At 52.8% G+C, this 22,086-nt stretch carries 11 protein-coding genes and 3 pseudogenes; 6 read left to right on the top strand and 8 right to left on the bottom strand.

Annotated elements, in window-relative coordinates:
* Positions 1-24: 24 nt before the first annotated feature.
* From murD to ACM1PF_RS18495, 8 genes and pseudogenes are all read right to left on the bottom strand, one after another.
* A pseudogene (gene murD, locus ACM1PF_RS18530) lies at positions 25-1,439 on the bottom strand (UDP-N-acetylmuramoyl-L-alanine--D-glutamate ligase).
* 212 nt (positions 1,440-1,651) lie between these two features.
* On the bottom strand, positions 1,652-3,820 hold the full coding sequence (gene glyS, locus ACM1PF_RS18525; protein ID WP_416666084.1) for a glycine--tRNA ligase subunit beta: 2,169 nt from the start codon (positions 3,818-3,820) through the stop codon (positions 1,652-1,654).
* 257 nt (positions 3,821-4,077) lie between these two features.
* Entirely contained in the window at positions 4,078-6,375 is a 2,298-nt protein-coding gene (locus ACM1PF_RS18520; RefSeq protein ID WP_416666083.1) for a molybdopterin oxidoreductase family protein, read from the bottom strand.
* 67 nt (positions 6,376-6,442) lie between these two features.
* Entirely contained in the window at positions 6,443-7,279 is an 837-nt protein-coding gene (locus ACM1PF_RS18515; RefSeq protein WP_416666081.1) for a nitrate ABC transporter ATP-binding protein, read from the bottom strand.
* A 97-nt stretch (positions 7,280-7,376) separates the two neighbouring features.
* A pseudogene (locus tag ACM1PF_RS18510) lies at positions 7,377-9,374 on the bottom strand (nitrate ABC transporter ATP-binding protein).
* Between the two features lie 157 nt (positions 9,375-9,531).
* Positions 9,532-10,359, bottom strand: a complete 828-nt coding sequence (gene ntrB / locus ACM1PF_RS18505; RefSeq protein ID WP_416666080.1) for a nitrate ABC transporter permease — start codon at positions 10,357-10,359, stop codon at positions 9,532-9,534.
* Between the two features lie 123 nt (positions 10,360-10,482).
* The gene (locus ACM1PF_RS18500; RefSeq protein ID WP_416666078.1) at positions 10,483-11,790 is read right to left on the bottom strand and encodes a CmpA/NrtA family ABC transporter substrate-binding protein; all 1,308 of its coding nucleotides are present in this window, start codon (positions 11,788-11,790) and stop codon (positions 10,483-10,485) included.
* A 114-nt stretch (positions 11,791-11,904) separates the two neighbouring features.
* Entirely contained in the window at positions 11,905-13,455 is a 1,551-nt protein-coding gene (locus ACM1PF_RS18495; RefSeq protein WP_416666076.1) for a ferredoxin--nitrite reductase, read from the bottom strand.
* Between the two features lie 993 nt (positions 13,456-14,448).
* Here ACM1PF_RS18495 and ACM1PF_RS18490 point away from each other — a divergent pair.
* The 6 genes and pseudogenes from ACM1PF_RS18490 (at position 14,449) to ACM1PF_RS18465 (ending at position 22,012) form a co-directional block, all read left to right on the top strand.
* Complete coding sequence (locus tag ACM1PF_RS18490) at positions 14,449-15,633, top strand: HEAT repeat domain-containing protein (protein ID WP_416666074.1); 1,185 nt, start codon at positions 14,449-14,451, stop codon at positions 15,631-15,633.
* Between the two features lie 127 nt (positions 15,634-15,760).
* The gene (locus ACM1PF_RS18485) at positions 15,761-16,924 is read left to right on the top strand and encodes a GuaB3 family IMP dehydrogenase-related protein (protein WP_416666072.1); all 1,164 of its coding nucleotides are present in this window, start codon (positions 15,761-15,763) and stop codon (positions 16,922-16,924) included.
* 656 nt (positions 16,925-17,580) lie between these two features.
* A complete protein-coding gene (gene trxA, locus ACM1PF_RS18480; protein WP_416666070.1) occupies positions 17,581-17,904 on the top strand; it encodes a thioredoxin in 324 nt (107 codons plus the stop codon).
* A 157-nt stretch (positions 17,905-18,061) separates the two neighbouring features.
* The gene (locus ACM1PF_RS18475; RefSeq protein WP_416666068.1) at positions 18,062-19,129 is read left to right on the top strand and encodes an LOG family protein; all 1,068 of its coding nucleotides are present in this window, start codon (positions 18,062-18,064) and stop codon (positions 19,127-19,129) included.
* A gap of 69 nt (positions 19,130-19,198) precedes the next feature.
* Positions 19,199-20,181, top strand: a pseudogene (locus ACM1PF_RS18470) (ABC transporter ATP-binding protein).
* Positions 20,182-20,191: 10 nt separating this feature from the next.
* The gene (locus ACM1PF_RS18465) at positions 20,192-22,012 is read left to right on the top strand and encodes an ABC transporter substrate-binding protein (RefSeq protein WP_416666066.1); all 1,821 of its coding nucleotides are present in this window, start codon (positions 20,192-20,194) and stop codon (positions 22,010-22,012) included.
* The last annotated feature ends 74 nt before the right edge of the window (positions 22,013-22,086 follow it).

Genomic DNA, 22,086 nt, shown 5'->3' with positions numbered 1-22,086 from the left:
TGGAGCGGGTAGGATAGCCCAACCCTATGACAAAAGCTCCTGGCAAAGCTGCCGAAAATGATCACCCCGCTGCTCGAAGTTGGCGTATTGATCAAAGCTGGCGCAGGCTGGCGAGAGGAGAACGACTTTGGGATTCAGCGTGGATTGCCATTCTGCCGCTCTGGTGATGGCGCGATCCATCGTTTCGACAATTTCCGTATCGGTATAACCCGATTCCTGCAATCGTTGGGCAAACTTCAGAGCAGCATCGCCGATCAGCAATACCTTCACTGCCCTGGCGTGAATCGTTTCAATCCAGGCAGAATCATCCCCCGCTTTGGCATCTCCTCCCGCAATCAAAATTACAGGAGCCTCTACAGAAGATAAGCCCACCTGCGCCGCATCGTAATTGGTGGCTTTACTGTCGTTGATGAAGTCAATGCCGTTCCAGGTGCAGATGTGCTCCAGTCGATGGGGAACCCCAGGGAAGGTGCGGATAGCTTCCGCGATCGCCGCTTTCTCAATCCTTGCCAGTCGTGCCACCAACACGGCCATTAATAGATTCTGCTGGTTGTGGGCCCCCACCATCCGTAAGTCTGAGACTGGAACGATCGCCTCATCCTGAAAGACCGCCCACCCGTTTTCGATGTATGCTCCCCGTTCTGGTTTTCCTGGCAAGTTGGCTTGACCCGTCACACTCGTCCAGTAGGCATCGGGCCAGCGATCGATGGTTTGCCGCAGGTAGGGATCATCCCCGTTCATCACCTGATACTGAGCCTGCTTTAACAGGTATGCCTTGATGTTGTAGTAGTTTTCTAGCGTGTAGTGGCGGCTGAGGTGATCGGGGGTAAAGGTTGTCCAGACGGCGATTTTCGGGGCGATCGTGGGGGACGCTTCGATCTGGTAGCTGCTGAGTTCGGCGATAATCCAGTCGGGGGAGGGGGAGAGAGGACTGTAGCTTGCTTCTGCGAAGCAGTGGACTGAGGAGGAATGGAGGAAGGAGGGAGGGTTTGGAGGGCGAGGTCACAGACGGCATGGCCGATGTTGCCACAGGCGGGGGCCTGAAGTCCAGCGGTTTGGAAAATGGCGGCGATTAGAGCGGTGGTGGTGGTTTTACCGTTGGTGCCAGTGATACCCACCCAGGGGAGATGCTGAAGGGTTTGCCAGGCTAGCTCGGTTTCACCGATCGTTTCAATTCCTAGCTCTCTGGCTCTGCGCAGGGCAGGACTATCCCAGGGTACGCCCGGACTGACAACAATCCGCTGGACTTCCTGAGGATTGGGTTCCAGGGTATGCCCCAGCTTCACCTGAATCCCTTCTGCCGCAAGAGTTTGCTGAATTTGCTGAAGAGCTTCTGACCTGCCGCGATCGCTTACTGTCACCTGCCATCCCTGACGGTGGAGGAGTTGGGCCGCAGCAATCCCCGATTTTCCTAGACCAATGACGTAAGCGTTCGGCATACTGAAAGATTTTGGATTTTAGATTTTGGATTTTAGATTTTGGATGATATCCTTTGTCCTTCCAAGTCAGGAACAACCAATCAACTCCAGCCTTTGTGGGATGAGCATCTTGCCCGTCCATCTATGAAATAGCTTGCCATCCAACCAATCAACTCCAGCTTTTGTGGGATGGGCATCTTGCCCGTCCATTCCTGACAGTATCCCAGTGTAATCTAGCTTTTAACGATCGCCCCAAAATCTGCCAGAACGCGGGCATGGTTTCGCAGCAGTCCGAGTAGATTGAGTCGATTTTTCCGAATCTTTGGATCTTCATCCATGACCAGAACACTATTTTTCCCATCAAAGAACTCGCTGACCACGGGCGCAATCTCAGCCAGCGCATCCACCAATTTTTGATAGTTGCGTTCAGCCTGAGCTGCCTGAGTTTTAGGCACGATTTGCACCAGCGCATCGTAGAAGGCTTGCTCTGAGGAACTTTGAAACAGATTAGGTTCAATCACCAATCCTGGATCTAAGGGAGCCGTCTCCAGATTTCCCTGCGCTGCCAGCCGCGCCGATCGATTCACTGTTTCATAAATCCGATCCAGGGTTTGATTTTCCCGAATCGACTGGAGGAAAATCGCCCGATCGCGGACATCCAGCAAGTCCTGCAACGCCCGTTCTGCATACTCTCGATCGCTCAAGGCTCCATCGGTTTCTGCCCCCAGAACCGCATTGACCAGATCGTAATCAATTTCCCGGTCTTCCTGGAGCAGAGTGCGAATCCGCTGTAAGAAGAAGGCTTGGAGTTGTCCCAACAGGTCAGGATTTTTCACCTTGGGATGGGTAGCAACAAAATCAGCAACGACTTGCTGCAACAGGGCATCCAGATTCAAGGGCAGATTGGCAATCCAGGTAATATTGACGATCGCATTGGCAGCGCGGCGCAGGGCAAAGGGATCGGAAGACCCAGAGGGCAACATCCCCAGGCTAAAGATTCCCACCAGCGTATCCAGGCGATCGGCAAGTCCCACGACCTGACCGGCTAAAGTCTCTGGAAACTGGTCATGGGCCCCGCGTGGCAGATAATGTTCAAAAATCGCAGTGGCCACCGCAGGAGATTCTCCCGCACTACGGGCGTACTTTTCTCCCATCACCCCTTGTAGTTCCGGGAACTCGCCCACCATCTGCGTCACCAGATCAGCTTTACAGAGTAAAGCAGCCCGTTGAATTGTAGTGCGATCGGCTTCATTCACCTGGAGTTGATCGGCGATCAGGTTAGCAATGCTGACAATGCGATCGGCCTTTTGCCGCACCGAACCCAGATCTTCCTGAAAGGTGACGGTTTCCAGGCGGGGCAGGTAATCTTCTAATCCTTGCTTGCGATCGACATCAAAGAAATATTTCCCGTCAGACAGCCGCGCTCGAATCACCCGCTCATTCCCGGCAGCAATAATCTTTGCCTTCGCCGGATCACCGTTGGAGATAGTAATGAAATAGGGTAAAAGTTCCGTTGAATTGGCTTCCTTTAACACCGGGAAGTACCGCTGATGGCTCTCCATTTCAGTGATAATCACCTCAGGGGGAAGCTCCAAAAATTCCGAGTCAAACTTACCGATCACAGCATTGGGCGATTCTACTAAATCAGTAACTTCCTCTAACAGGCTGGGAGAAATAGATGCCACTCCATTAACTGATTGGGCGATCGCCTCTGCCTGGGTCTGAATCTGCTGCCGTCGCTGGGCTGGATCAACTTCAATGTTCCCCTGTTTCAGGCAAGCTACATAATCCGAGGCGGTGGGAATGGCGATCGGGTCAGGATGAAGCACTCGATGGGCCTGCGTATAGCGATTGCTCGTAATTTTTTCAGAGCCATTTTCGATCGTCATGGGCAACACCGCATCATTTAGCAGCGTCACCAACCAGCGAATCGGTCGGGGAAACCGCAAGTCCCCATTGCCCCAGCGCATGAACCGCTTACCCTCCAGACTAAAAATCCACTGCGGCACCAGTTCCGTCAGCAACTCTGTTACGGGACGACCGGGAATGTTCTGCTGCACAAAGACAAACTCGCCTTTATCGGTGGGGCGGATCTCAAAATCCTCTAGGCTAACCCCCCGCGATCGGGCAAATCCTTCCGCTGCCTTGGTGGGCTTCCCGTTTTTGAAGGCAGCCTGGGCTGAAGGGCCCTTAATTTCTTCCTGGCGATCGGGCTGTTTGTCTGGCAGTCCATCAATCAGTACCGCCAAACGGCGTGGCGTTCCATATAGCTCAACCGCTTCGACGGAAAGAAAGGCTTCAGCCAGGCTGGCAGGAATGCGCGTTCTCCACTGCTCCAGCGCACTACTGACAAAGCTTGCCGGTAATTCCTCTGTCCCAACTTCCAATAAAAACGTCGCCATACTCACCGTTTCAACCTTGTGCTGTATCTACTGTTCTCGTAACGCGCTGTATCTGTCAACTTCAACAGTGTACCTTGCAGCGTCGAGATTGAGCAGATGGGGCAAGGGAGGAACGGTAGGGGCACAACATTTGCCGCGAGATGGATTGCTCAAGAGAACAATTTTTACTTGACATCCTCCCCGTCCTAGTCAAGGAGGACACGGAAAACCCAATCTACCCGCAGGAGTGCACCACTGCTATGGAACCTGACTTCGCCCTAGCTCACACTTTGCATTGCGGGCTGCTCATCCAGAGACGGCCGATCGATCGCTTGAGATTGGGTCATTTGTCCCGGAGGGCTAATTTTCGTCAGTTGAACGGCGCAAGCTTTCAGTTCGGGTTGCAGGGAATCGGGGCAGGCGATCGGGTGGGTCAGCGCGTTGGCTTCAGCCTGACTGGCCCACAGTTCGCCCCAGTGCATCGGCACAAATACTGTTCCAGGGGCAATACCTTTGGTGATCGTTGCCGGAAATCTTGCCATCCCTCGCCGCGATCGAACTTCAACCCAATCTCCCTCCTGCACCTCCAAACGTTCTGCATCACGGGGATGAATTTCGATAAATGGATTCGGGTGCATTTGGCGAATCTTGTCAATTCTGCCGGTTCGTGACTGCGTATGCCAGTGACCATACAGCCGCCCTGTCGTCAGCACCATTGGATAGTCGGGATCAGGAGGTTCCGCCAGTCCTTTAGAGTGATAAGCCGCAAACCGGGCCCGTCCGTCGGGGGTGGGGAAATGGTGGTTGGTGTAGAGGCGTTTGGAGTGGGGTGTGGGGTGTGGGGTGTGGGGTGTGGGGTGTGGGGTGTCTGGAGTGGAGGGAGTGGGAAAAGTCTCTGAGGCGGGACAGGGCCACTGGAGGGGGCCGTTTGCCTGTAAGGATGCGTGGGTGATGCCGCTTTGATCGCAGGGACGGTTCTGGGTGAGTTGGACGAATTCCGATCGCACGGCTGCGACATCGGCAAAGTGAAACAGGTCGCTATGGCCCAACCGACGACCGACTTCTGCAAAAATTTCCCAGTCGGGTTTGGCTTCCCCTGGCGGTTGGCGGAAGGCAGGGCAGTAGGTGATCACTCGCTCTGAGTTGGTCATGGTACCCGTTTTTTCGCTCCACTGGGCAGCGGGCAGGAGGAGGTGGGCGTAGGCAGCGGTTTCAGTGGGATGATACACATCCTGATAGACCGTGAAGGGCGATCGCCGGAGGGACTGCCTGGTGCGCTCTAAGTCCGGCATACTGACCATTGGATTGGTTGCGGCAATCCAGAGAAATTCCACTGCTCCGGCTTCCACTCCAGTGATCATTTCCCAGGCCGATCGACCGGGATGGGGGGAAATTCGTCCAGACGGCAAACCCCAGGCTTGCTCGACTTCTGCCCGATGCTGAGGATTTTTCACCGATCGATAGCCGGGTAGTAAATGTGCCAATCCGCCTGCTTCCCGTCCGCCCATAGCATTGGGCTGTCCAGTGAGGGAAAATGGGCCAGAACCGGGTTTGCCGATCGTGCCCGTCATTAAATGTAGATTGATGATGGCCCTGACTTTAGCCGTCCCCTCCGAGGATTGGTTAATTCCCATTGACCAGAGGGAAAGAATCCGTTGCGACTCTTGCCAGAACCGGGCTGCCGTTTCCAGATCTGCCACCGAAATGCCACAGCGATCGGCAACCACATCGGGAGGATAATGACGCACCACCTCAGCGTAGCCAGGAAATCCCGTGGTGCATTCATCAATAAATAGCGCATCGATCGCCCCCCACTGTAACAGCAGATGCGCCATCCCATTCAGCAAATCAATATCCGTTCCAGGCTTAATCGCCAAGTGCAGATCAGCTGCTTCGGCGGTGGGAGTCCGTCGGGGATCAACCACAATCATTTTCACGGAACTGTTCTGCTTGTGGTATTTCCGCAACCGATTGAACGCAATTGGATGGCACTCCGCCGTGTTGGAACCAATGATAAAGGCACAATCCGTCTGCTCCAGATCGTCATAGCAGCAGGGTGGGCCATCGGCTCCCAAACTCTGAACATAGCCCGCTACAGCAGACGACATGCAGAGACGCGAATTGGCATCAAAGTTGTTCGTGCCCAGGCCACCCTTCATTAGCTTTTGGGCAACGTAGTAATCCTCTGTCTGAAACTGTCCAGACCCGTACAGACACACCGCATCCGCCCCTTGATTGGCCACCGCTGATCGAATTTGCCAGACGATGCGATCAAACGCCTGATCCCAACTGACCCGCTGAAAGGGCTGATCCAACGACTCTCGCAGCATGGGATAGAGCAACCGATCAGCAGTGAGCGGCTCTGCCACCGTTGCCCCTTTCACACAAACCATTCCCTTGCTAGAAGGATGGGAGCGATCGCCTCGCACTTTCCAGTTTTGGCTTTTGGATTCTGGATTTTGGATTGGGTCTAGATCCACCGCTGAATCAGTAGACCCACAGGGCTTATCCGGCAACACTTCCAAGCCGCAGCCAACACCACAATAAGGGCAAAGCGTTTTGATGGGTGTAGTCATGAGGAAGGAGGAATGGAAGGGACAAATGCATCAACTGCAATAATCTGTATGGTTCTTGTTTCGCAACTTACTCCTCATCATGGGCAAAACGACGATAGAGGAAGTCAAGGGCATAGTTCCGAATTTCATAATAGCGGGGATCTTCCATCACGCGCGATCGATCGCGGGGACGATCAAATGGAATGTCCAACACTTCACCAATGTTTGCCGCTGGCCCATTCGTCATCATGACCACCCGATCGGCAAGGAATAGAGCTTCATCAATGTCGTGGGTAATCATCAATACGGTAATGCGATGATCGCGCCAAATCTTCAGCAGTTCTTCTTGTAGTTCTTCCCGGGTAATGGGATCCAGTGCTCCAAACGGTTCATCTAGAATCAACACCTTGGGGCGTAACGACAAAGCCCTGGCGATCGATACCCGCTGCTTCATCCCGCCAGACAGCGCACCGGGCTGTTTGTCTGCGGCTTCCGTCAGTCCGACCATTGCCAGATGCTCGTGGACGATCGCTTCTTTTTCCGCTTGCGACTTGTCGGGATAAACAGAATTCACCCCCAGGTACACATTCTCGAAGGCCGTCATCCAGGGGAGGAGGGAATAATTTTGAAACACCACCATGCGATCGGGCCCGGGTTCCTGAATCGGCTGTTCCTGTAACCGCACTTCCCCCTCCGTCGGTTTCCGAAAACCGGCCACCATATCTAACAGGGTGGATTTACCGCAGCCAGAGTGACCAATCACGCAGATAAACTCACCTTCTTGAACGGTCAGGTTAATGTTTTCCAACACGGTGTAGCTTCCGGTTGGCGTAGGGTAAACCTTAGAGACATTCTCAATCACAAGATACGGATCCTGTGTAATGGTGGATTGGGCAGAAAGGACTGCTTCGTTAAGCATTTGCATGAAGATACCAGTGGGTTGGAGTTGGAACTAGGTAGGGTAATCAGGAAAAACCGTGGCGTTGCAGGGGGCAGAATTGCTTCCGCCCAGGATCAAGCAACTAAGCAGCGATCAGGGCATCCAGGGAAATTTCGGCAATCTGGATGTCGCGGCGAATTGGCAGGCTGTTGAGATACTCGATCGGCTCATCGGGATCAAACGTCACCCCATCAAATAGGGCAAAGGGATGGCGACTGGGTTCAATTTGGGGCATTCCCAGTTGGCGCGTCGCTTCCCAGTAAAGATCCAACCGATTGACCCGCTCCAGCACTTCGATCCAGTTCTTGGGAAATGCCGTAATGCCCCATCGCGCAAACTGGGTCATAATCCACAGGGATTCACTCCGATTCGGACAGTTGGTGTGATCGACGTAGAACTGGTTAAACCGCAGTAATTGCTGGGGAGCGACACCACCGCCAAATTCGTAGGGATCAATCAGTCCTGGACGGGTATAGATTGGGTCTGAACCTACATACTCTGGACGACAGAGGATTTCCAGGACTTCTTCCCGGTTGCGGCGATCGTCGCAGAATTCGCAGGCTTCCAGCAGGGCTTTGATCAGGGCAAGGTGGGTCTGGGGATACTGATTCGCCCAGTCTTCCCGAACCCCTAATACTTTCTCAACGTGACCCTGCCACAAATCCATGTCGGTAGCAACCACAAAGCCCAGTCCTTCATGGATCGCCCGCGAGTTCCAGGGTTCACCGACACAATACCCATCAATGTTGCCTGCCTTCAAATTAGACACCATCTGGGCAGGGGGAATCATGGTCAGGCTGACATCTCGATCGGGATCAATATCGCCCGAAGCCAGCCAGTAGCGCAACATCAGGTTATGCATGGATGCAGGATGCACCATGCCCAGCGTATGAATCTTGTCTGGTGTCCGAGCAATCAATCCCTTGAAGTCCGCCAGGTTGCGTACCCCTTCATCGTACAGTTGCTTGCTGAAGGTAATGGCGTTCCCATTGCGGCTCAAGACGATCGAACTGACCATCGGCAGGGGAGGCTGATTTCCCATTCCCAGCGTCAAGCCGATCGGCAAACCTGCCAGCATCACCGCTCCATCTAACCGCTTGCTGGATACCCCTTCAGCGATCGCCTTCCAGCTTGGCTCCCGGTTCAGCGTCACATCCGTCAGTCCATGCTGCTCAAAGAAGCCCTTTTCCTTGGCAATGACTAAGGGCGCACAGTCGGTCAGGGGGATAAAGCCCAAATCGAGGTTGACCTTTTCCAGTCCATTGCGAGCCACCGCCACCACGGGGTCTGCCTTCCGCTTCTTGGCCCGCTTCTGCTGATTCAGGAAGTAGACAATTTCACCGCGCAGGCCGTAGTAGTTGGGATGGTTGACCACCTCCATCCGATGTCGGGGGCGAGGGAACGGTACATCCACAATCTGACCCACGTGAGCTTCGGGGCCGTTTGTCAGCAGGACAATCCGATCGGACAGCAGGAGGGCCTCATCCACATCATGCGTCACCATCACGCAGGTGACATGACTCTCTTCACAAATCCGCATCAGTTGTTCTTGCAACCCGCCTCGCGTCAGGGCATCCAGCGCCCCAAAGGGTTCATCCAGCAATAACAACTTGGGACGAATCGCTGGGCCCGCGCGATCGCCACCCGCTGTTTCATACCGCCCGAAATTTGTCCAGGTAGCTTATCCGCAGCATGGCGTAATCCCACCATGTTGATGTGCTGCTCAATGATCTCTTTTCGTTCTGATTCAGGGGTCGTTCCCAGGACTTCATCAACGGCCAATGAAATGTTTTCCCGTACCGTTAACCAGGGCAGGAGGGAGTAATTTTGAAATACTACCATCCGATCGGTCTGGGCCTTTGACTTCGCGCCCCTCCAGGATCACGCCGCCAGTCGTGGGGCGATCGAGTCCAGACAGGATATTCAGCAGGGTAGACTTACCGCAGCCCGAGTGACCCACCAGGGAGACGAATTCTCCCTTTTGAATCTTCAGGTCAATGTTCTTCAGGGCAACGTACTGCCCGCCATCGGGGAGGGAAAAAACGCGATCGACGTGGTCAACTTCAACAAAGACAGACATGGCAGGAGGAGAGAAATAGGTTTGCTAAGGATTGAGGAAGATGAAGGATAAAAAAAGGACGGAGGATAAAAGTCAGATGGAATTGACGTGAGAGGATCTGCCTTGAGCGCGTTCGATCTCGCGGTTCCCTGCTTTCATCCCCTATCCTTGACTCTACCTATCCAACTTTCTGCTCTTCAGGCACAACTTTGCTGCCAATGTAAGCAACGAGGCGATCGAGCAAAAGACCCACAATGCCGACATAGACGATCGCCACGATAATGTCGCTGACGCGGGAACTATTCCAGGCATCCCAGATGAAGAAGCCAATGCCCACACCACCAATCAACATCTCTGCCGCCACGATCGCCAACCAGGACAAGCCAATGCCAATCCGTAATCCAGTGAAGATGTAGGGAACCGTTGCGGGGAACAAAATTTTGAAGAAGTACTTTTGCTTGGAAAGCTTCAGGACGCGGGCCACGTTGTTGTAATCCTGGGGAATGCGGCGCACGCCTTCAGCAGTGTTCAGGATAATCGGCCAGATGGCAGTAATGAAAATCACGAAGATGGCGGAGGGGTTTGCCTGCTGGAAGGCCGCCAGGGAAAGGGGCAACCAGGCCAGGGGAGGAACGGTTCGCAATACCTGAAAGATTGGGTCAAGGGCCCGGAACATGAGCTGGCTGGTGCCAATCAACACGCCCACCGCAACGCCCACAATGGCTGCCAGGGTGAAGCCGATCGCCACGCGACGCAAGCTAGTCAACACCTGCCAAAATAGCCCTTTTGCCGTACCACCATTGTCAAAGAACGGATCGAAGATCAGATCTCCCGCTTCCTGAACCGTTCGCACCGGACTGGGGAGCAGCGTTCCAGTCGTCATGGTTAACACTTGCCATAACACCAGGAAGACGGCGATCGCAATGACAGGTGGAATCAGAGTTTTGAGATAGGTGGTAATAGCCTGGGAATTGAAACGAGAACGTTGGGTTACCTGCACAGTCATGTGAATGTCCTTGTGATGAGTGTCCTGCGAATTACTGGAGGAGAGTAGTGCGGATCAAGTATTGCGAACTACGGATGACGAACCAGGTGAATCTCTTGAGGAGCCGCGTTGGTTAACGCAAACTTAAATTCGCTTAATAGCCAGACTGTCTAAGTAGGCTTGGGGATTCTCTGGATCAAACTGAGTGCCATCAAAGAAGGTTTCAATGCCGCGAGAGGTGCTGCTGGGAATGGCGGATTCCTGTCCGATCGCCCTTGCTGCTTCTTGCCAGAGGTCTTCCCGGTTCACCCGATCGACCAATGCCTGAATATCAGTATCCGGCGGCAAATATCCCCAGCGAATGTCTTCCGTCAGGAACCACAGGTCATGACTCTTGAAGGGATAGGAGGCATCCTCCACCCAGAACTTCATCACGTGTTCGCTGTTTTCTTCAACGCGATCGTCTCCAAAGTCAAACGTACCCTTGGCGCGGTCAGCAATGTCGGTGGCAGGCACATTAAACCAGTTCCGTCCCGAAACGATTTGCGCCATTTCGTCCTTGTTTTCAGCTGCATCGCACCAGATTTGCGCTTCCTGTACTGCTTTGAGAATGGCCAGGGCTGCATTCGGGTGGGCATCAACCCAATCTGCCCGCATGGACAGTGCTTTCTCAGGGTGGTTATTCCAGAGTTGTCCCGTCGTCAGGGCAGAGTAGCCGATATCCTGGTTAATCAACTGCGCGTTCCAAGGTTCACCCACGCAGAAAGCATCCACCGTTCCCGTCCGCATGTTGGCCACCATCTGCGGCGGCGGCACCACGATCGTGCTGACATCGTTATCCGGATCGATTCCACCCGCAGCCAACCAGTAGCGCATCCACAAATCATGGGTGCCACCAGGGAAAGTGACCGCACAGACGAGGCGATCGCCCGTGGACTTGGCCTGCTGCACATTCGTCATCCATGCGGTACTGTCGAGCTGTACATCCAACTCTTTGTGGGCGTTGGCAACGGAAATCCCCTGTCCATTCACATTCAGGCGAGCCAGAATGTACATCGGCACTTCACGTCCGTCGGTGACTGCACCTGTCGTCATCAGATAGGGCATGGGCGTGAGAATGTGGGCTCCGTCAATCCCGCCGCCCCCTGAACCCAACACCAGGTTATCGCGCGTCGTGCCCCAGGAAGCCTGCTTTGCCACTTCCACATCGGGCATCCCGTACTTGGCAAAGAATCCCTTTTCCTTAGCAATAATCAAAGGAGCGGAGTCCGTGAGGGCGATAAATCCCAGCTTTGCCGTCGTGACTTCAGGCACTTCATCCGGAGAGAGTTCCACCGCCTCAACATCGGCTGATCCAGAAGTGGAAGAATTTGCGCATCCGTGAGCCAGAAGCGATGCTGCGGTGGCTGCACCAGCGGTGATCAGAAATTGTCGTCTGAAAAGTCTTGTCATTGCCGTTTACCCAGATTACGAATGGATGTTTGGAAGATGTGGAAAATAATCAAAACTGTGAGGTCGCACTCGAACGCAAGGATTGCGTGAAGGGATGAAACCATTCACTTACGCTCAAACCATCGTTTCCTCCTTGGGTTTGGCATCAAAGTGTGCAATCATTAACTCTCGCAGAACGGGCTTGAGATCATCACAAGCAATCCCTTTCTGCACACAGGAACCCAGGACTGCATCTTTGCCCACCTTGCCCCCCATGTAGATATCAACTCCCTCGGCCGCCTTACCGTCCTTGCGCACCTTGGTTCCCATCAGGCCAATATCTGCTACTTGGGGCTGTCCGCAGGAGTTGGGGCATCCCGTCCAATGCACCCGGATCGGTCGAGATAATTCCAATTCCGCTTCTAGTTCTTTAATTAAGGACAGAGCCCGATTCTTAGTCTCAATCAAAGCAAAGTTGCAAAACTGTGATCCGGTACAGGAAACCAGCGATCGAACTAGCGGTGTCGGGGCGATCGAAAACTTCTCCAGAATCGGTTCCTGAAGAAATGCATCCAGGCGAGAATCAGGGATGTTAGGGATAATCAGGTTTTGTTCTACCGTCAGGCGAATTTCACCATTACCGTAGACCTCCGCCAGTCGAGCAATTTCAAACATATCCGGGGCATACAGCCGCCCGATGGGAACGTGTAATCCTACATAGTTCAAGCCTGCCTGCTTTTGGGGATACACACCAATGTGATCCCGCTTGTCCCAATCAATCTCATCCTCAGGAGCCGCAGGTTGCAAGGTGCAGCCCATTTGTTCGACCACTGCCGCCCGAAACTTGTCCATGCCCCATTCATCGATCAGCCACATCAGCCGAGCTTTCTGGCGATTGGCCCGCAGCCCATGATCGCGGTAGACCTCTAAAATGGCGCGACACAGAGCCACAACCTCTTCAGGAGAAACCCAGGCGTTGAGTGGGATCGCTGCGGCACATCGTTTGGCTGAGAAAAATCCGCCCACCAGGACGTTGAAACCCAGGACTTCATCCTTAAAGGCCGGAACAAAGGCAATATCATTAATTTCAGCGTGAACTGAATTATCGCGGCCTCCCTCGATCGCAATGTTGAACTTGCGAGGCAGATTCGTAAACTCAGGATTGCCTTCACCGCTATTGGTGATCATATCCTGCACCTGCTGAACCAGTTCCCGCGCATCAATTAACTCATCGGCATCTAGCCCGGCAATCGGTGAGGCGGTGATATTGCGAACATTATCCATTCCGGACTGTACACTGGTCATGTCTGCCGCTTTGAGGCGATCGAAGATATCAGGAATATCTTCAATGCGAATGCCCCGAAGCTGTAAATTTTGCCGCGTGGTGATATCGGCATTACCATCTTCACCGTATCGCTGCACGATCTCAGCCAGTACACGCATCTGATGGCTATTCAGAACGCCGCTGGGCATCCGCATCCGCAGCATGAACTTACCCGGAGTGACGGGCCGAAAGAATACGCCGACCCACTTAAGCCGATGATCGCGATCGGTTTCATCCATTGCTTCCCAGCCAACTTGGGCAAAGCGATCGAGCTCATTTTTGACCATCAAACCGTCTTTCTCGGCCTTGAATTTTTCAAATTTGTTTTTACTGCTGGACTGGTTGCTGATAACACTGGTCACGGGTATGTCCTCGTTGGAATTCGGTTCTGAATGTCCTATCTAAACGTGTGGACTAAGGCAACGTACGAATTAAGGTAATGAAATCAAACCGGCGATTTCGTAACGACTGTTACAAAACTTCATGAATTATGTTGCTTCCGCATCGGGAGTATGCAATTAGTGCATGACTAAGGAAATGGGGCACTGAATGCATGGAGGACTGGATGAATGGAGAGTTGCAGTAGGGAAAGCTCGAAGGAGCTTTAATGAGCACTGGTGATGCTGGTGATGCTGGTGATTCTGGTGATTCTGGTAATCGATCGCGGGAAGGATGAATACTGGAGATGAACAAACGCCGATAAACGTTGAAACTGCAAACGTTGAAACTGCCAAGAGAAAGTAAGCGATATTCACTCTTCTTCACTGCTCGATCCATTCAAAATTCACATCAATTCATCCCAAAAAGCGTTTAATAATTCTTCGGGGTAAACCTGAGATTAACCCATCTCCTCTCTTCCCTCGTTCCCACACCACAAACCCTGGAGTAATCAGATTCTCATCCCCTGTTTATCCCTTATTTAACCGTAGAATAAATGCTGACAAGAGAGCTTTGATCGAGGTTTTTGCACTGTTTGCCTCACTCTATTTCACGACGCTCAAAATCAATCCTGAAGTATCCTCTAAGCAAATTTTGATACTAAACTAACCCCGATCTATATCTACAGTTTGTAGCAAATCTATCTGTTTCTTGACTAACTTTGTATTCAAAAAGATAGGTTTGCTTTAATGCTTACGTTATGGAAAAAACAGAAGGTGTTTCGTAACTTTGAGCACATTTTGTTCTGATTTATGTTTGTTTCGCATTCCTGTTATGCAATTTCTACATTTGCCGATCGCAACTTTTACGGTGGTCTGAGGTTCCTACTGCCGCAGTCCTGTTATCCTCGAAACAGATGTAGCCTTTGTAGCCTTCGCATAGCCTTAGATAATATGCCCTTGCAGGATAGTTCAACATTGGAATTTGAATTGCAGTCCGCCCTGCATCTTTTAAAAAATGGTGACTTTCAAGCTCGATGGGATGTTGCCAAAACGTTCCCCAACCTGGGGGTCACGGCGATCGATCCGTTGATTGAGCTGCTGCAAGAGGCGGATGCAGATTGGGAACTGCTCTGGTTTATTGCTCGAATTTTAGGGAACTTGAAGCATCCTGATGCAATTCATGCTTTGAGTCATCTATGCGCCACAACGGATCACATCGATGTAGCAGAAATGGCTGCCACTGCCCTTGCCCAGCAGGGAGCAACGGCCATTCTCGCCCTGACCCATCTTCTTGATCAGGAACCGACACGACTGCTGGCAGTACAGGCTTTAGCGCAAATTCGTCATCCTGATGTGATGGCTCCCCTATGCCGGGCTGCTCATGATGCCCATCCCACGGTGCGGGCAGCGGCGATCGAAAGTCTCAGCCATTTCCATGAACCTGCTGTTTCCGCGATCCTGCTGTCGTCCCTATCCGATGCCAATCCGATCGTTCGCAAGGCCAGCATCCTTGGACTCGGCATTCAAGCCGAACAATTCCAGCAACCGGAACTGGTAGAACACCTCAAACCCTACCTGCGCGACTTTAATCTGGATGTTTGTCATCAAACCGCAGTCAGCTTAAGCCGGATTGGCACGGATGCTGCGATCGAGGCCCTGGCAGACGTGTTGCACGCACCCCACACACCTTTTCCCTTACAGATAGAGATCGTTCGCGCCCTCAGTTGGATTGGCACCCCCACTGCGCTTCAGCCCCTCCAGCACCAATTACACCAAACCGCAGCCGCTATCCCAGCCGCGACTTCAACCCTGCACCACGAAATCCTGGCCGCGTTAGGACGAATTGAATCTGAAGCATCCCGGTCAACGGCCACAGAAATTTTGCTGGAGCAACTGCAATCCAACCCTCCTGCGATGCAAGACCTCCGTAGCAAACAAACGATCGCCCTCAGCCTCGGACAGCTTGGACAGCCCACCGCTATCAGTCCGCTGATTCAACAACTCGCAGACCCCAACATCAGCGTTCGCCTCCACACGATCGCGGCCCTGAAACAATTGGATGCTGCCCTGTCCCTCAAGCGTTTGCAGTCTTTACTGGAGCAGCCTGAGTTAGATCAAGATCTCCGCCAAGGCGTTGAGGTGGCTTTGAGGGAGTGGTAGGCAAATGAAAATTGCCAAACGAAAATAACTGAGGTAGCACATCCATCCACCCTCTTCCTCTGGACTGAAATCACCTTCTCCTCTAGATTTGATAGTCTAGCTTTATTGAGTCCTAGGAAGGAAGACAGTGGATATTCAAATTGGCAAGGGCAAAACGGCCCGTCGGGCCTATGGGTTTGATGAGATTGCGTTAGTGCCCGGACAGCGAACGCTTGATCCTTCGTTGGCAGATACGCGCTGGTCGATTGGGGGAGTGGAGCGAGACATTCCCATCATTGCCAGTGCGATGGATGGCGTGGTGGATGTCAAAATGGCAGTCCAACTGTCGGCTTTAGGAGCATTGGGGGTTTTGAACCTGGAAGGGATCCAAACTCGTTACGATGATCCCAACCCCATTCTCGATCGCATTGCTTCAGTGGACAAGACTGAATTTGTGCCGTTGATGCAGCAACTCTACTCAGAACCGATTAAGCCAGAGTTGATTGAACGGCGGATTCAAGAGATTAAGCAACAGGGTGGCATTGCGGCGGTGAGTGCTACCCCAGCAGGAGCAGCTAAGTATGGTGAAACCGTTGCCAGGGCAGGCGCAGATTTGTTCTTTATTCAAGCCACTGTTGTTTCTACGGCTCACCTATCGCCTGAAGCCATTACACCGCTCGATCTGGCTCAGTTCTGCCAGGACATGCCGATCCCGGTGATTTTAGGGAACTGTGTCACCTATGAAGTGGCTCTAAATTTGATGAAAGCCGGAGCGGCGGCGATTCTGGTTGGCATTGGCCCAGGGGCGGCTTGCACCTCGCGGGGGGTATTGGGCGTTGGCGTTCCCCAGGCAACGGCAGTGGCCGACTGTGCGGGGGCGCGGGACGACTTTTACCGTGAAACAGGAACCTATGTGCCTGTGATTGCCGATGGTGGGTTAATTACAGGGGGTGACATCTGTAAATGTATTGCCTGCGGTGCCGATGGAGTGATGATCGGTTCTCCATTTGCCCGGGCAGCCGAAGCTCCGGGACGGGGCTACCATTGGGGCATGGCAACCCCCAGTCCGGTTTTGCCGAGGGGAACCCGGATCCGGGTAGGAACGACGGGAACCCTGGAACAAATTCTGCGGGGTCCCGCTCAGTTAGATGATGGGACTCATAACTTGCTGGGCGCACTGCAAACGAGTATGGGCACGCTGGGGGCCAAAAATATTCGGGAAATGCAGCAGGTGGAAGTGGTAATTGCTCCCTCTTTGCTGACCGAGGGTAAAGTTTACCAGAAGGCTCAACAACTAGGCATGGGCAAATAGGCTGCGGCATCTCTGACAAAATATCTTCGTTACAAAATATCTAACCAGCGACAGAATTTTGTAACAGCTACTTTGTGTCCTTTTATGTAGCGGCATTCTGTCTGGAATGTTACGTGAAAAATCATAACTGTCGCTTACAATAGAGAATAGCGGAGACGCATGTTTCCGTTCACTCCTCACACCACACTCCGCCTGGGCTTTTTGCTCAGGCGGTTCCCTTTTAAATAAACTTGAATACAGCAATTTCAAGCTGTTGGGAATCATTCATTGCGATCGCAAAATTATCAGTCACCCAATTGACCGCACTTGTGAAATCCTGGTGATTTCTGGTGATTTCTAGTCATTTAAATACCCTCCACTGCCCGCTTTTAACGCTGAACTTCCATCCATAGCGTCAGCTTGCTAATTGAACACCACGAGTAGAGTTTTACCAGCCATTCGATCGTCTAAGAGCCATACGGCAATAGCCTTACAGAGTTACCCTAAGACTGTTGATTCCAACTTGCGATCGCCGATAAATCTTAAATTTCTTGAAAATTCTATACCGTATGGAGTAGAAAAAGGAATTGTGTCTGATTGTGTCGAGGTTATGGCCTGAGACATCGGTTTTCGCTATGGTAAGATTTTGTCAAATAATATAGGCAAGGGTTTGAGGCATGTCAGCAGCCGCACAAGTTACAGATTCAACGTTTGATCAAGAAGTCCTTGAAAGCAATATTCCCGTTCTTGTCGATTTTTGGGCTCCCTGGTGTGGTCCCTGCCGGATGGTTGCCCCTGTCGTTGACGAAATTGCCGAGCAGTATGATGGGCAGGTAAAAGTCGTCAAGGTCAATACAGACGAGAATCCCAACGTTGCCAGCCGCTATGGTATCCGCAGCATTCCTACCCTCATGATCTTCAAGGAAGGGCAGCGGGTAGATATGGTTGTTGGGGCAGTTCCGAAAACAACGCTAGCCAGTACGCTAGAGAAGCATATCTAAGCCGCTCTGTCTCTTTTCGGCTTCCACTTCATGCAGCTTCAATGGCAATCGAGCTAAATGCCCTGGCATCTCAAGCTGGGGTATTTTGTTCCTGGGTTCTTCGCCAGATGCCCCTCAAATCTCGGTAGAATAGAATGCCGCCCGTTCGGATAAGCGCATGAATTCCTCTTCCTCCTCTTCCAGTTTGGAAGCCCTGCAACTAGAAGTTTGCGAACTGCTCAGTCAACTGCCAAAAATGAAGCACGGCAGTCTGATTCAACAAGCTCTGACGACACTGATTCGGATGGCTGAGGTTGAAGCCGATCGCCTGGATTGGAAAATCTTGAATGCTTCGATCCAGGATATGGAGCGGGCCTTTCGGGTGTTTTACCCCTATCGCCATGTGCGGAAAGTAACGATTTTTGGCTCTGCCCGCATTCCACCGGGAGATCCAAATTATCAACTGACGGTGGACTTTGCCCGTGCGGTGACGGAAATGGGCTTCATGGTCATGACTGGAGGTGGCCCGGGCATCATGCAGGCGGGGAACGAGGGAGCCGGTATTGAAAAATCCTTTGGACTGAACATTCAGCTTCCCTTTGAGCAAGGCTCAAACCCGTTCATTGAAGGCGATTCTAAGCTGATTAACTTCAAATATTTTTTCACCCGCAAACTCTTTTTTCTTAAGGAAACCGATGCGCTGGTTCTGTTCCCTGGCGGTTTTGGGACTCAGGATGAAGCGTTTGAATGCCTGACCCTGATGCAAACCGGGAAGTCTGATCTCTTACCCCTGGTGCTGATTGATAAACCGGGCGGAGACTACTGGTACAACTGGGATGCCCATCTGCGCAAGAATTTGATGGAATCCGGACTGATTAGCCCAGATGACTTGCATTTATACACCATCACCGATCGTGTGGATGTGGCCTGTGAGGCGATCGCCAGCTTCTATCGGGTCTTTCACTCCAGCCGCTATGTGGGGGAACTGCTGGTACTGCGCCTTAACTCGGAGCTGAGGGATGAAGATGTCGAGTCCTTGAATCAAAACTTTAGTGATCTGCTGCTGTCTGGGCGGATTGAGCAAACGAAAGCTCTACCCGAAGAATTTGGTGGGGAAGCGTCCCATTTACCCCGGTTAGTGATGCACTTTAATCAGCGGGATCATGGACGGCTGTACGAAATGATTCGGCTGATCAATCAACTGGGTCAGGGTGCCCCCGAGACGAAGCATCCTGAGCAAAAATAGAGGTGAGGGATTAAGCAAGTTGAGGATCGGGGATGCGATGCAAACGGGGATGAGGAGGATATGGGATTGATGCAGATGATCTCCGTTGAGAATTTAACGAAGGTGTATCCCGTTGCGGTGAAGGATCCTGGACTGCGGGGAACGCTGGCCCACTTCTTTCGGCGAACCTATCGATCGGTTCCGGCGGTGCAGTCGGTGTCGTTTCAAATTGAAGCGGGAGAGGTGGTGGGATTTTTGGGGCGAATGGGGCAGGCAAAACCACCACGCTGAAAATGTTGACAGGATTAATTCATCCCTCGACAGGGCGCGTTACCGTAGCAGGCCACAATCCGTTTCGCCGGGAAGAGAAGTTTTTGCAGAACATTACCCTGGTAATGGGGCAAAAGCAGCAGTTGATCTGGGATTTGCCGACCCTGGATTCCCTGCGGATTAATGGCGCGGTCTACGGGATTGACGATCGAGAACTGCGGCAGCGGGTGGGGGAACTGAGTGAGATGCTGGCGCTTCAGGATAAGTTGAATCAGCCGGTGCGGAAGCTGTCTTTGGGAGAGCGCATGAAGGCAGAACTGCTGGCGGCTCTGATCCACCGTCCCCAGGTGTTGTTTTTAGACGAACCAACCCTGGGGCTGGATGTCAATGCTCAGGTGAGTGTGCGGGAATTTTTGCGGGAATATAATCAGCGGTATCAGGCGACGGTGCTGCTCACCAGTCACTACATGGCGGATATCACGGCTTTGTGCAAACGGGTACTGCTGATCTTTGCCGGACAACTGATTTACGATGGCAGCCTGGATGGGCTATTGGAACGATTCGCCCCCTGTCGAGAGGTCACCGTTGAACTGGCGGAGGTGCGATCGCCTGCGGTGCTGCAATCCTATGGTGAACTTGGTAAGGTAGAGGGGAGAATGGCGCGGTTTATCGTGCCACAGGAGAAGCTGACGCAAACCCTGTCACGGTTACTGACGGATTTCGAGGTGGTTGATCTGACTGTGACCGATCCGCCGATCGAAGAGGTGATCGGCAAAGTGTTTCAGGCAGGAACGATTGAGTGAGGACAAGGGGATGATGGGTTTCTTATCTCAACTTTTCCAGGTTTCAGGTTTGAGCCGACGATCGCGGGCAGCCGTTCTCGGTCTGGTCTGGATCGGGATGCTGGCGATCGGGCTGGGCGGCTGTAATCCATCCCAATTTAGAACTCAGGCAGCCCAGGTGCCCCAACTGGTGACGGCAACCCAAAGCGATCCCTCTACATTTAACTATCCGCTCAACACGTCCCTCTATACCAACGCTGTCCTGGGGTTGCTTTATACCGGACTGCTTACCACCAATGGCATCACGGGTGATCTGGAACCCGCCCTGGCTGAATCCTGGGAAATTTCCCCCGATAGCCAGCGCATTGTCTTTACCCTGCGGGAAGGGCTGCAATGGTCGGATGGGGAACCGCTGACGGCAGAGGATGTGGTGTTTACCTTCCAGGATGTTTACTTAAATGAAGATATCCCCACTGGAACGCGAGATATTTTGCGGATTGGGGATACGGGCAGTTTTCCTTCGGTGCGTCAAATTGACGATCGCCGGGTGGAATTCACGACTCCGGAACCCTTCGCCCCCTTCCTGCGCTATAGCGGCGGCATTCCAATCCTGCCGGCCCACATTCTGCGGGAAACGATCGAAACGAGAGATCCCAATGGCAATCTGAGATTTTTAACCACCTGGGGGACGGATGCCGATCCTCAGTCAGTAGTGGGTAATGGGCTATACCGCATGGAAAGCTATACCCCCGGACAGCGGGTGGTCATGGTGCGCAATCCTTACTACTGGCGGGAAGATGAACAGGGCAATCCCCAGCCCTATATTGAGCGGATTATTCTACAGATTATTAGTTCGGCGGATTCTCAATTAATCAGCTTTCGATCGGGCGATTTAGACGAAATCTCGGTGGAGCCAGAACAGTTTCAACTCCTGAAACTGTCAGAAAATCAAGGAAATTACACGATCTACAACGGTGGGCCGCAGTCCGGTTCCCGGTTTATTGGCTTTAATCTCAACAAAGCCTCAACGGAGGCTGGTCGTCCCTTTGTTGATCCAATCAAATCTCGCTGGTTCAATACGCTGGAATTCCGTCAGGCGGTTGCCCATGCCCTCAACCGGGAACGGATGCGAGACACGATTTACCAGGGCTTAGGGGAACTGCAAAACTCGCCCCTGGATAGCCAGAACCCCTTCTACCTGCCGCCGGAAAGGGGATTGCCCGTGTATGAGTACGACCCCGATCGCGCCAGACAGCTTCTAGAGTCGGCTGGGTTCGAGTACGATGCCCTGGGCCGTTTGCAGGATTGGGATGGGAATCCGGTGCGGTTTACGCTGCTGGTGCGATCGGAAGATGTGGCGCGGGTACGAGTTGCCACTCAGACACGGCAGGATCTGGAGGCGATCGGAATCCGGGTGGATGTGCAAACCCTCAGCTTCAATTCCGTGATTCAAAAACTCCAGGCCCGCGATTGGGAATGCTATGTCGGCGGATTTGGCGGCGGCGGACTGGAACCCCACAGTGGCTACAACATCTGGTCGAGTCAGGGGTCGTTGCACCAGTTTAACCAGGGGCCCGTTCCAGGAGAACCACCGATCGTCGGTTGGGAAGTGACGGACTGGGAACGGGAAATCGATCGCCTCTTTACGGAGGGGGTACAGGAACTGGATGAGGAAAGACGCAAGGAAATTTACGGTCGCTTCCAGCAAATTGTGCAGGAACAGTTACCATTTATTCACCTGGTCAATCCCCTTTCCCTGAATGCGGTGCGCGATCGGGTGGAGGGCATTCAGTTCACGGCGTTGGGTGGAGCCTTCTGGAATTTGTACGAACTGCGGGTGGAGCAGGAATAGGATTAATCTCAGGACTTACGCAGCCAGATCCCCCCAACCCCCTTAAAAAGGGGGCTTCCGGAGTTCCCCCCTTT

The sequence above is a fragment of the Egbenema bharatensis FJBBOT/2019 genome (assembly GCF_048077055.1).
Lineage (GTDB): Bacteria > Cyanobacteriota > Cyanobacteriia > Elainellales > Elainellaceae > Egbenema > Egbenema bharatensis.
The sequence above is the reverse complement of the archived record's forward strand: the minus strand, read 5'-3'. Positions and strand labels throughout refer to the sequence as shown.

Bases quoted from the DNA above. Each gene is read 5' to 3' on its own strand.
- ntrB (WP_416666080.1), bottom strand. From the start codon at position 10,359: ATGACTGTGCAGGTAACCCAACGTTCTCGTTTCAATTCCCAGGCTATT.
- ACM1PF_RS18465 (WP_416666066.1), top strand. From the start codon at position 20,192: ATGATGGGTTTCTTATCTCAACTTTTCCAGGTTTCAGGTTTGAGCCGA.
- ACM1PF_RS18475 (WP_416666068.1), top strand. From the start codon at position 18,062: ATGAATTCCTCTTCCTCCTCTTCCAGTTTGGAAGCCCTGCAACTAGAA.
- glyS (WP_416666084.1), bottom strand. From the start codon at position 3,820: ATGGCGACGTTTTTATTGGAAGTTGGGACAGAGGAATTACCGGCAAGC.
- ACM1PF_RS18520 (WP_416666083.1), bottom strand. From the start codon at position 6,375: ATGACTACACCCATCAAAACGCTTTGCCCTTATTGTGGTGTTGGCTGC.
- ACM1PF_RS18500 (WP_416666078.1), bottom strand. From the start codon at position 11,790: ATGACAAGACTTTTCAGACGACAATTTCTGATCACCGCTGGTGCAGCC.
- trxA (WP_416666070.1), top strand. From the start codon at position 17,581: ATGTCAGCAGCCGCACAAGTTACAGATTCAACGTTTGATCAAGAAGTC.
- ACM1PF_RS18515 (WP_416666081.1), bottom strand. From the start codon at position 7,279: ATGCAAATGCTTAACGAAGCAGTCCTTTCTGCCCAATCCACCATTACA.